The sequence below is a fragment of the Paraburkholderia phymatum STM815 genome (assembly GCF_000020045.1).
Classification (GTDB): domain Bacteria; phylum Pseudomonadota; class Gammaproteobacteria; order Burkholderiales; family Burkholderiaceae; genus Paraburkholderia; species Paraburkholderia phymatum.
Genome location: NC_010625.1, coordinates 1650347 through 1662648 on the forward strand (window position 1 = coordinate 1650347; position 12302 = coordinate 1662648).

Genomic DNA, 12302 nt, shown 5'->3' on the forward strand with positions numbered 1-12302 from the left:
GGCATTTATCAATATTCAGTCAATTGGCTTCATGGGTCAAGCGCATCAAAATCGCGTTTCCCGCTTTCGTTTCGAAGGATGCATGACATGAACAGACTGAATGGCAAAACCACGGTGATTACAGGTGGCGCTACCGGCATCGGCCGCGCCACAGCAAGGCGCTTCATCGAGGAAGGCGCCTTCGTCTTCATCTTCGGCCGCCGGCAGGAAGCGCTCGACGCCGCTGTGGCCGACCTTGGACCCAACGCCCGCGCGGTGAAGGGCTCCGTCTCCGAGCTGGCAGACCTCGACCGACTCTACGCGGCGGTGAAGTCGGAGCGCGGAACCCTCGACATCGTCTTCGCCAATGCCGGGGCGGGAAGCCAGCTTCCGCTTGGCAAGATCACCCCCGAGCACATCGACGACATCTTCGACACGAATGTGAAGGGGTCGATCTTCACGGTGCAGAAGGCACTACCCCTGATGGGCAAAGGCGGTTCGATCATCCTGACGGGATCGAGCGCGGGCACTACGGGCGCCCCTGCATTCAGCGCCTACAGCGCGAGCAAGGCTGCAGTGCGTAACCTCGCGCGGACCTGGGCGGAGGACCTGAAGGGCACCGGCATCCGGGTCAACGTGCTGTCTCCCGGGCCGACCGCGACCGAACTCGCGAAGGAAGCGCTAGGCGAGGAAGGTATGAAGGTCTTCGCTTCCCTCAATCCGCTCCAGCGCATGGCCGACCCGGCGGAAATCGGGGCGGTGGCCGCCTTTCTTGCGTCGTCGGACAGCAGCTTCATGACCGGCAGCGAGGTCGCCGTTGACGGTGGCCTGGCCCAACTTTGAGGATAGAAATCAAATGACACAATCACTGAAGGGCAAAACAGCTCTCGTTACCGGGGCATCACGGGGCATTGGCCGCGCCATCGCCGAACGTCTTGCAAAGGACGGAGCGACAGTCGCGCTAACCTACAACGCCAGCAAATCCAGCGCTGACGAGGCGATCGCGGCCATCGAGAAAGCTGGAGGCACTGCGTTCGCGATCCATGCGGATCTCGTTGATCCGGCGACCGTCCCAGCGTTGTTCGAGAGGCTCGACGACGAGTTCACCAGGCGCTATGGAAGCAAGGCCCTCGACATACTGGTCAACAACGCTGGAAATTCCGGTTGGGTTGGCTTCCAGGACGCAACGCCGGAGAGCTGGGACACCCTCATGGCGGTCTACGCCCGAGCGCCGTTCTTCATCGTCCAGGCCGCTCTCGATCGTCTCGCCGACGGTGGACGCATCGTCAACATTTCTTCCGCTGCCGCAACGAAGCCCGTGACGGCTGCGCCCGTCTACTCGATGGCGAAAGCGGCCATCAACACGCTGACCCATACGCTCGCAATCGAACTGGGGCCGCGTGGCATCACCGCGAACGCCGTGGCGCCGGGCTTCACGCGAACGGATGCAAACGCCGGTTTTCGGCAGAATCCCGAACTCGTCAAGGCAGTCGAGGCCCAGATCGCGCTGGGCCGCTTTGGCGAGCCCTCGGAAATCGCCGCCGTCGTGGCGTTCCTCGCCTCCGATGAAGGCCATTGGGTGACCGGTCAAACGATTGAAGCGAGTGGCGGTTACAAGCTCTGACCGCCGATAAACGAAGGAGAAACGTAATGAGTTACGCAATCATTGGCTTCGGCGAGATCGGTCACGCACTTGCCAGGGCATTCGCCAGAAACGGCATCGAAGTGGCCGTTGCGACCACGCGCGACCCCGCAAGCTTTGCAGCCGATGCGGCCGCAATCGGACCCACGATCATTCCCAAAAGCCTGACGGAGGCCGTCAAGGCGGACATCATTTTTTTGGCAGTCCGTTTTGAGTCGCACCTGGAGGTCGCAAAAGCACTGCCTGACTGGAACGGCAAGATCATCATCGACGCGATGAACACGCAAGCCCCGCTTGAGGAGTTAGGCGGTCTCCCTTCATCTGCTTACATCGCGAAGGTGTTCAACGGAGCCACGCTGGTGAAAGGCTTCAACCATCTGGTCGCGGCCGTCCTTGATCAAGACCCGGCCGTGCACGGTGGCAGGAGAGTCGTGTTCCTCGCGAGCGACGATGACGGCGCCGCAGCGAAGATTGGCAAGCTTGCGGAAAATCTGGGTTTCGCGCCAATCAAGCTCGGCGGTCTTTCGGAAGGTGGATGGCTTGTGCATGCGCGCGGCAAAAGCTGGGGGCACCTGATCTTCAAGGACTTGATCAAGTTCGAATGATGACAACGGCTTCGTTCCCTTCGCGTCTCACCCACAATCCTTTAGTGAGTTCGGATTCCTCCGGCTAGTCGCGCCGATCAGGCGGAGCCGCTCGAACGCGTGTAGCGGGAGAACCGCGACGTTGCTGTCCGTAGCCCGGTCACCCCGGGCGCATTGGGCCCGACCGGCTCGCGAACTCCGCTGGTTTACTGCCCGGTATAACTGAGCGTCGCGGGGTCCGTGCTTCTGAAAATCAAGAACCACGGCGACTGCAGCACACCGCCGGCCTGAACGATAACATCGCACTGTTTTGTCCCGATGTCGCAACGTCTCACTTGTCCCGTCGTGTCAGGTGCATTGCCTGTAATAGGAACGAACAGTTTTCCTCCCGGCCCGAAAAGAATCGCCTGCGCAAATGCTCGGGACGAGCCCGGTGTCCAAAGTGGAAGCGTGTCGAGAAGCCGCCCCGTCTTGCCATCAAGTTTCAGTATCTTATCCGTGTCGTTCGAATTGCCGCTGTCGCGGAAGCTGGTCACCCAGAGGTTACCTTTAGCATCAAACACCAGCCCTTCCGGGCGATGCAAAGCGGGCACCGTGGCATTTGACGCGAACATGTCTACGAATTTCCTGGTGCTCGCATTGAACCGGAGAATGTAGCCGGTGAGTGGCGCGTACAGCGCATCCGTTGAGTCGAGGCAGCCTACGGCGGAGACATACAGAAGGCCATCCGGGCCGTACACCAGACCTCTCGGATGGAATTCAAAATTGAACCCCTGCCTGTCGAGGTCGGCGATAAACGCCCCCGCATCGTCGTATATCTTGACATTGCCTTCGTTGGCGCATTTTTTCGACTGATCGCCTAAATCCGCAACGTAAAAGGCATTGCCCGGGCCGCCGCGCACAATGCCCTGCGGGGCGAACGGCGCATTCCGGTCACTCGACGCGACCAGCTTGCCGATGAAAGTACCAGTAGTACCATCAAAGCGCAGAACTTCACCGCGTTGGCCTGAGCTGCCTCCCGAGCCCGAATTCTGATTGACCACCACGAGTTGCCCGTCAGTAAAAATCATTCCTGTCGGCCCTTTCAGACCAGCGCTCTTCGGGATGACGAAGGTTCCGCTAAACGCGCCGCTTGTCGCGTCGAACGCTTTGACCGAATTGTCACCGACATCACCTATGAACACGTTATCCGCAGTGGCCGTCTCGGGGGGCAGCCACGCGATGATCGCAACCACTGCGAGCAATAGTGTGGAGTGCAGCGTGCGGCCCCGACAATTACGGCGGCAGTTGGCCGGAACGCCGCGGAGCGAAGAAAGAAAGGGCGTATTCATTTGATTCCTCCATTGACAGCGTATTCAACGTGCACGAATTGACTGCGTACAGTGAAGAGATATGTTTTGGAAAAATCTGTAGCCGCCTGCTGGTTCGGAAGCTACTCCGGCGGCTCCGATCCGGATTTCCCACCTGAGCTGCCGCCACCTTCGCATTCGGTTACCATCGACGCGATGAAATGCAAATCACCAAACCCACGGCCTACTCTTCAATTCACCTGATTGTTTGCTTAGGATGCCTATTAATACCTTTGCGTGAAACCAATCAGCGTTGGCTCAGCACAAAATCTTCGCGGAGAAGACCACACGCGCACGCACGCGCGCGCCATTCCAGTCAAACTTTGACGCGGAGCTGGTCGCCAAATATGACAATTATTTGCGTTTTCTGAAAAATGCCGAGTTCAAATCTGTCGTGAGAGACAGACACGAACCATCAAAGATCCGCCCTGCAATTTCAATTGCAAGTGACATGCAGCAAGCACTGTTCTTGTTCATAACGGCTTCCTCGGAATTTCGGCCAAGCATTCTTGCAATCAACCCGCGCGTCGGGAGCAGAGCTCTATCAATGCAGACCCAACATGTAAAGTGCCAACGGGTAGTGTTCTCTCTTATGTATTTTTTTGGCCCATCGAAAGCCGCCCGCAGCAATGAATAGCGGCGGATGAGACAGTCACACGACGCCTAACTTGCCAGAGCATCATATGTAACCTGAAAGTCTGCGGGCGACAAAGAAACGTTAAGAACTCTAGGTACAGTTCGGAAAATATTCAAGCCAGATACGCCTGAGGAGCAATTGCCTCCTCATTTCGCCAAAGAGCCAGCTTCTACCGCCACCCTCGCCCAACGCTGCGCCCATGATTCTTCTTCCGCGGTTTGATGCTGGAAGGAGTTACTACATAACTTCTGCGGATAGTAATCCCCGGTGCGGCGTCGCTGTATGATTCGTGCGCTCATGTGAGCGGCCGTCGGGCGGCGAATCCGGATAATGAATGACATCGAATATCCCGATGCGCGCGTTCATCTGGAAGTATTCGATAAGGCTGCTTCGATTGCGTTTGTCATTCGTCCAGTGCAAGCATGTAGCCGAGTGCAATGCTCGTCCGGTACTCGCAGATGCACCACCGTTGCTTCGGGCCGAGATCATTGGCACGGATCAGGCGGTGAAAGAACCCCGTGTTTTGTGCGATTCGTGCCTTGACGACATCGCGCATGCGGAAACTCCGCGGTCTCGCGTGTTCGCCAATGCGTTGTCAAGCAGCGCAGCGACGATCCGCAAATTTGGTTCGACCACGAGGTCGTCATGGCTTCCGGGTACCTCGACAATCGCCAGGCCTCCACGTGCGACGCGGCGCCACAATAACATTGGATCGCCATGCTCATCCAACCTGCTTGTTGCACGCACATACAGGATCGGTCCAGCGTCGTAGGGGAGGGGCCGGTACCGGGTCATTGACAATGCCAACGTTTCACGGACCTGTCTGAGCGCTGGTGGAAACGCCGCAGTCGTTGCGTCCGGCCGCAGCCTCTTGTGGCCGAAGCGCATTTGCACGTGATCCGCTCCAACGATGAGCCGGTCGGCCAGGTAGGCGATCACGCGCGGCGCAGGCACCGTGCGCAGCTTGCGCCATTGGCCTCGTATCCGGCCATACCAATGGTGCATCCGGGCGCTCCAGGGCAGCCAACGCTCGTACACGTACGGATCGAGCAGGCACAGCAGTTCGACCTGGTCGCCAGCACGCCTTAGCTGTTGCGCAATCTCGAACGCAATCAGGCCACCGAGTGAATAGCCCGTCACAGAGTAGGGACCATCTGGCTGTACCGTGCGCATCTGGTCGATGTAGCAAGCAGCCATGTCTTCAATGCGCTGTTGCGCCGTCTCCCCTCCGTCAATACCTCGTGCCTGCAGTCCAAAGACCGGGCGCGGACTGCGCAGTGCCTGAACCAGCGCCCAGCATTCCATCACCGAGCCGCTCAGGCCGTGCACGAGGAATAGCGGCGTTCCCGTTCCAGCGCACACGGGTACCAGAATCGGCGACATCGGCTGCGGCGCACCATCTCGAATGATGCCGGCGAGGCGCGAAATTGTCGGCGCGATCAGCAGCGTCGCGATCGGCATCCTGTGGCCTGTCGACTGCTGTACGTCCGCGAGGAGCCTTGCCGCGAGCAGCGAATTGCCACCCAGTTCGAAGAAGTTGTCATCGCGAGCGACTGGCGCAAAACCGAATAGCCTCTCCCAGAGCGCCTGAAGATGGCATTCGAGTTGTTCGCGCGACCCGCCGGGTGGCGGAAGTGTGCGAGTCGCTGGTCGCAGCCCGGGGTGGGTGCGGATCGCATCCAGGCATTCGGGATTGCGCAGCGCCGCGACATTGGCGAGCGGCAAGCCGTTGACGGCATTGCAGGCAGCTCGTTCGGAAAGTTTGCCGCTGTGAGTGACCGGCAATGCCTCAACAGCAATGACGCGGTCTGGAACATGTGCAGGTGACGCGCGATGTGCGAGATCATGGCGTATTCGGGCAAGCAGCCTGCCGTCCAGCGAGGCGCCGTCCTGCAGGACCAGCAATAGTACGATGCGCTTGTCACGCGTTTGCGTGCAAGAATCAGCTAGCCCGTCGCTTGGCCCCTGCTCGACCGCCATTGCTTCGCGAATTTCGCGGATATCGTTTAGCACACGATAGATCTCGGCTGGCGCAATCTTGATGCCGCGCACATTCAGTATTCCGTCGGAACGGCCATGCAGCCGGGCCGTGCCTTCAGGCGAAAACTCGATCAGGTCGCCGTGCGTCCACACACCCGGATGACGGGAAAAATAGGCCGCATGAAAAGCCGCGCCGTCTGTGTCGCCATAAAAACCGAGCGGTCGTGACGGAAACGGGTTGATGCAAACGAGCTCGCCGATTCCCGTGGTGCGCGCGCCCTGGTCCCATGCCTGGACGTCGAGTGCAAGGCTCTTGCACTGCGCTTCTCCCGCACGCACCGGCAGATCAGGATTTCCGAGTACAAAGCAGCCGAGAATATCGGTGCCACCCGAGATCGACTGCAGCAACAGCGGCTTCACGTGATCGCGCACCCAGTCGAATTGCGTGTCGTACAGCACCGCGCCGGTCGACATGATCGTGCGCAGTGCGCCGAGATCGAACTGCAGCCCTGGCGCGAGATCCGCGTCCTCGCACATCTTCAGATAAGCGGGGCTCGTGCCGAATACAGTGACACGCTCATTGGCGACGAGACGCCACAACACATCGATCGTAGAGATCGGTCCATCATAGGTTACGATCTCGACGCCGGATGCAAGGGCCGACAACTGCCAGTTCCACATCATCCAGGCGCAGGTGGTGTGGAAGTACATGCGGTCGCCGGGCCGCAGATCGCTGTGCAGCCGATGCTCTTTCAGGTGCTCTAGCAGACTGCCGCCGGCGCCATGCACGATACACTTCGGCTTGCCGGTAGTACCTGACGAGAACATGATGAAAAGGGGATGATTGAACGAGAAGCGAGGCCACCGGAAGGACGAGGCGTCGCCGGCGTTTATCAGTTCCCCAATCGAGTAGACCGGTTGGCTGACCGTATCCAGCAAGCCGTTTCTCTCGTCGAGACAGACGAGCCCTTGCAGGGTCGGTAACGCAGACGCTAGCTGGCCGACTTTGGTGGCCAGTGGCATGCCAGTGTCGAAATCGCAGGCCGCAGTGTGCGCGAACAGCAGCCGAGGCCCGAGCGGCGCGAAGCGATCGAGCATTGCCTCGACACCCATTTCGGGCGCAGCGGATGCAAATGTCGCACCGAGCGCGGTAACTGCAAGTGCCGTCACAGCCGCATCCGCGTCATTACGCATGACGGCTACCGCGCGGTCCCCATCACGTAGCCCCAATTTCGAAAGCGAGTGTGCAAGACGTGCGACTCGCTCGCGCAGTTCACCACGACTCAGATGTACACGTCGCCCATCCGCGTGACATGCCGTGAGCGCGGGTGCATTGGCCGGTGCCACGGACAGGTTCAGCAGATTGGCCGAATAGTTGAGTTGGGCGCGAGGAAAGAAGCATGCATGCTCACATTCGTCGCCGACGCAAACTGGCTCGATCCTGCCTGACATCTCAAGCCCTTTGGACCACTCAACGAAGCACCGCCAGAACGTGCGATAGTCCCGTACCGAGAAATCGTGTAGCGATTGATAGTCGTCAATGACCTCGCCCGTGCGGGCCTGCAGAGCCGCAGTAAATGTGGCCAGTTGCGATGTCGCCGGACGCGCGCACTGATCGTTACAGACCCGGATTCGTCCCGCGTCGACGCGTCGGCACTGAGTGGCATCTGGCAGGTACAAACGGTTCATCGAAAGCTCCATCAACGCTTTTTGTTCTTATCTAATCGACTTGCTCGAACGCGACGAATGCAACCGGTTTGCGATGTCACGCGGAGCTAGACGCAGTCGTCGTTACTGCAACGCCTACCAAAACCCTGCTGTCTGATTTTCCGGCGCATTACCCCTGCTGTGGAACGTTGCATTTGTTGTACCCAACCGTAGTCACTGCCGCTTCTGCGATACCTGCGATGGTATGAACAATGGAGCCTTCAACGGTAAATGAAGGTTCGCGTGCCCGTCGCATGGCGTTGCCACGATGTTTAGATAGGAACAGTCGCGTATGTCGCGGCCGACATAAACCTTGTGGAGGACAACACAACCATGTTTCGATCGATATCAGAAAACGCAGGTATAGGACATGCTGAATTGATCGATGCATATGTTCGCGCACAGGTTGACGCTTTTGCGGTCCACCTGAGCGCTTCGAGAGGCACCCATGGACCGATTGCAAGGCGTGAATTACTGCACTGGCGCGTGGTCTCGACGCGCGATGGTCGCGTTTTTAGCGGCGGCCTGTCTCTCCTGTGGCGGCGGTGGCAGCACGTCTGATGTAACGGCATCGAATGGCACGTCATCGGTCCCGTTGGTCGGTACTTGGGCGGTCGCACCGTGGGTCGCTGGTGGCCCTGGCTTCAAGAATGAGACCGTACGTCAGATCGTGCACACCAGCATTGGGGGCTCTGCTGTCCGTGTGCGGCTGTCCAATCTGTATGGGAGCACGGCGGTCGTGATCGGCAATGTTCATGTTGCCCTGCGCAACACAGGTCCCAATACGATCGCCAGCAGCACCAGAACAGTGACGTTCGGAGGCCAACAAAGCGTCACGCTGCCCGCGGGTGCATCAATCGCAAGCGATCCTGTTCCCTTCGAGGTGCCGGCTCTCGCGGATCTTGCCGTCAGCCTGTATCTGCCTGCCGAAACGCCATCGCGGACGACGGGCCACGACAACTCACTACAGGACGTCTATGTCGCCTCGGGCAACGTCGGCGCCGATGCGGCTTTCAGCCGCTTCACCACTAACCCAAGCGGCCAGGCCTATTACTTTTTGACGAACGTCGATGTTCAGAACGCACAGGCAACGGGCGCGGTGGTGGCATTTGGCGCGTCGATCACTGAGGGGCGCGCATCCAGCAAGAACGCTAACCGCCGCTGGCCGAATTATCTTGCCGGGCGCCTGTCCGACGCCGGCATCATTGCCGGTGTACTGAACGAGGGGATCAGTGGCAATACGTTTTTTACCGATGGCGACGGTGAGGCCGGCCTTAATCGCTTCGATCGCGACGCGTTGGGTCAGCCGGGAGTGAAGTGGATTATCGTCTCCGACGATGCCGTCAACAACCTTAACACTCCCGCACCCGCGAGCGCCGAGGACCTGATCGCCGCGTTTCAACAGTTGATAGCCCGCGCGCATCGGGTCAACGTCAAGGTCGTCTGCTCTACGCTGACACCGTTTCGCGGCACGCCGCTTTGGACACCCGCGATCGAGACGACACGCGAAAAGGTCAATGCGTTTGTGCTGGGCCCCTCTAGCGGCTGTGATGCCGTGCTGGACCAGGCTCGCGCTGTGAGCGATCCTGGTGACCCCGCCTCCTTCCTGCCGGCTTTTAACAGCGGCGATAACCTCCATCCGAATGATGCTGGCATGCGGGCGATCGCTGATGCATTGGACCTTAGTCGTCTTAGGTGATGACGCGTGCCGTTCGCGGCAGAGAACGCTAACGGTACAAGCACGGCTACCGAGTAGCGCCCTACTCAATACAACTCGGGAAACGCGAAAGATGTTCTCGTATATGCGAGACTCCGTTGCCATTTAAAACTTCGGAAATCGTGACATCGATGATGTGTCAGTAAGCCACGTCGTGGTCCCGCTTTTGCAATTAAAGAGCAACGGGTTCGGTCAGCCGATAGCCATGGGCGAAGCGGTCGCGTGATTGACGATGCCTAGCGATGGCGAACGGTGTCTCATGGTCGTGATTTGCTTGTCGTCGCCGCCGAAAACGAACCGCACGCTAACGCGTGCTCGCGGAAGCCGCTCGCTTTGCGACGCGAGTCTGCGTCTGCTCAGATCCTGTGCCGCCCTTTCTCTGTCACACGCGCCGAACATCGGCTTCCTGCATCGGGGAACGGGAGCTTGACCCGAGCCTGACGCTCACACCAAACAGACACGTAGGTGGACAGGTCGCCCCCTCAACGAAATTGCCCCACAACCTCTCGGGGTACGTGCCCCACAAGTAAAAGTGTGGACAGGGGACGAGCTTTGACACACGTCAATCCTTGGGCGCGCATGAAACCTATGCTAGCTCCATTGACAAGACATGTGACTTTCTGGGGGTGTTATGTTTAAGAGCGCCGCACTCGTTGGCCTTTTGATTCTGCCCGGGGCCTTCTTCGTTCTCGGATTGGCGTGTATTCATCCGCGCCTTCGCAGTCAGATCGCTTGTCTCAGCGGCCTGTCCGGTCCACTGACCAGGGCGGGTCATGCGTATTCGGAGATCCGCGCAAGGTTCCTGCTGCATCGGGGGCGACCAGCCAGAAGGACCGGAACCTGAAAACCGCACGTAGCGCTGCATAAACGCAGGTCGTTATTGCGTCGGCACCTTCCACGTCCAGCACATGCCCCGCGAATCATGACGCGCGCAGACACGAGAAACCTTCATGGGGCCGAGCCGCCTGTTGCAGCTATCGATCCCGGAAGCGTTCGCACCCTCTCCGACATGTTCGAGCTTGCCTGCGCGCGGTACGCCAGGCGCCCGGCGTTCAGTTCGTTCAATCACGCGATCGAATATCGGGACGTTGCGCGATATGTGCGCCACTTCGCAGAGTTCCTCATCAACGAGTTCAGACTTGAGCGGTCCGAGCGCGTGGCGCTCATCCTGCCGAACGGCTTGCCCTATGTCGTGACATTCTTCGGCGTTCTCGACGCGGGGCTTGTCGTGGCAAACGTCAACCCGCTGGCGACGCCCCGCGAAATTCAGATCCAGCTGTCCACGGCCGCAGTTTCAGCTATCGTCGTACTTGAGAATTTCGCCTACAAGCTCGACGACATCCTTGATGAGAATCTGGCGAAAGCAGTCGTATCCGTTGCCGTTGGCGACCTGCTTCCGCCGCGAAAGCGCGCCGCGATCCACTTTGTACAGCGTGTTTTCCGTCACTCGATTCCCCCAACAAAGCGTCGATACTGGACATTCAGCGCCGCGTTGTCGCGACAGTATCCCGGCGCGCGGAGTCACGCCGTCGCGTCCCTCGACGATGTTGCGTTGCTGCAGTTCACGGGGGGCACGACAGGCACGCCGAAGTGTGCAATGCTCACGCACCGCAACCTCAGCTACAACATTGCGCAGATCCGCGCATGGCTGGGTGAGGCGTTTTGCTCCACGCCTCAAACCGTTCTGACGCCGCTGCCGCTGTGTCATATCTTCGCGCTGACTGCCAGTCTGCTGACCTTCGTGGAACTCGGCGGACACAATGTGCTCGTGACCGATCCGCGCGATATCGCCGGGCTCGTGAGAACGTTGCGCCGCACGCGACCCACCGCGCTATTAGGCGTGAACACGCTATTCCACGCCCTTCTCGATGCACCACATTTCCGCGCCATTGACTGGTCACGGCTGCGCCTCGTCATTGGCGGCGGCGCAGCGATTCATCCGTCCGTTGCCGAGCGATGGCAGACAGCAACGGGGATGCCGATCATCGAAGGCTACGGGCTGACCGAGGCATCGCCAGTCGTGTGTGTGAATCCGACGGATGCAAAGCATTTCTCGGGATCGGTGGGATATCCACTGCCTTCAACCGAAGTCAGCATTCGCGACGACGACGGCGCCGTGCTCGCTGCGGGAAGCATCGGCGAAGTGTGGGTCCGGGGACCGCAGGTCATGCGCGGGTACTGGATGAACCCTGATGAGACGGCCAAGGCCATCTCGCCCGATGGCTGGCTTCGCACAGGGGACGTGGGTTACTTCACTCCCACCCAAATGCTCGTACTCGTGGATCGCAAGAAGGACGTGATCATCGTATCGGGTTTCAAGGTCTACCCCTCGGAGGTGGAAGCCGTGGTGTCTGCGCTTCCCGGCGTAACCGCCGCCGCTGCAGTCGGCGTGCCGGATGAGCGGACGGGACAGGCCGTGAAGCTCTTCGTCGCCCCCCCCTCGGCGGGCCTGACGGCAGCGGTCGTGCTGGCACATTGCCGCGCCAACTTGAGCGCCTACAAGGTTCCCCGCCTCGTCGAGTTTCGGGAAACGTTGCCTCTGAACGAGCTTGGCAAGGTGCTCCACCGCGCACTGATGTGAGGGGCGCGAAAGTGAATCCCAGCGATACGGCGAATGCATTGCACCGGAAAGGCCTATTCGGCGATTGACGACGATCAAACTCCCGCTTCCGTATGGCGCGTACGCTGGATCTCCGCCTCTCAAAGC

General features: G+C 59.5%; 7 protein-coding genes. 5 read left to right on the forward strand and 2 right to left on the reverse strand.

Going from position 1 to position 12302, the window contains the following annotated elements; all coding sequences use genetic code 11:
- Positions 1 to 87: 87 nt before the first annotated feature.
- The 3 genes from BPHY_RS34760 to BPHY_RS34770 are packed head-to-tail and all read left to right on the forward strand — an operon-like array spanning position 88 to position 2226.
- Positions 88 to 822: an SDR family NAD(P)-dependent oxidoreductase gene (locus BPHY_RS34760; protein WP_012406160.1), complete on the forward strand. Its 735-nt coding sequence runs from the start codon at positions 88 to 90 to the stop codon at positions 820 to 822.
- 13 nt (positions 823 to 835) lie between these two features.
- On the forward strand, positions 836 to 1603 hold the full coding sequence (locus tag BPHY_RS34765; RefSeq protein ID WP_012406161.1) for an SDR family NAD(P)-dependent oxidoreductase: 768 nt from the start codon (positions 836 to 838) through the stop codon (positions 1601 to 1603).
- Between the two features lie 26 nt (positions 1604 to 1629).
- The gene (locus tag BPHY_RS34770; protein WP_012406162.1) at positions 1630 to 2226 is read left to right on the forward strand and encodes an NADPH-dependent F420 reductase; all 597 of its coding nucleotides are present in this window, start codon (positions 1630 to 1632) and stop codon (positions 2224 to 2226) included.
- Between the two features lie 185 nt (positions 2227 to 2411).
- On the opposite strand, the gene BPHY_RS34775 is transcribed toward BPHY_RS34770, so the two are convergent.
- On the reverse strand, positions 2412 to 3536 hold the full coding sequence (locus BPHY_RS34775) for an NHL repeat-containing protein (protein ID WP_012406163.1): 1125 nt from the start codon (positions 3534 to 3536) through the stop codon (positions 2412 to 2414).
- Positions 3537 to 4689: 1153 nt separating this feature from the next.
- On the reverse strand, positions 4690 to 7860 hold the full coding sequence (locus BPHY_RS34785) for an acetoacetate--CoA ligase (RefSeq protein ID WP_012406165.1): 3171 nt from the start codon (positions 7858 to 7860) through the stop codon (positions 4690 to 4692).
- A gap of 466 nt (positions 7861 to 8326) precedes the next feature.
- Here BPHY_RS34785 and BPHY_RS34790 point away from each other — a divergent pair, with 466 nt between their 5' ends.
- Together BPHY_RS34790 and BPHY_RS34795 are read left to right on the forward strand one after the other, a co-directional pair.
- Positions 8327 to 9577, forward strand: coding sequence for a GDSL-type esterase/lipase family protein (locus BPHY_RS34790; protein WP_012406166.1), 1251 nt, complete (start codon positions 8327 to 8329; stop codon positions 9575 to 9577).
- A gap of 1027 nt (positions 9578 to 10604) precedes the next feature.
- On the forward strand, positions 10605 to 12176 hold the full coding sequence (locus BPHY_RS34795) for an AMP-binding protein (protein ID WP_012406167.1): 1572 nt from the start codon (positions 10605 to 10607) through the stop codon (positions 12174 to 12176).
- Positions 12177 to 12302: the final 126 nt, after the last annotated feature.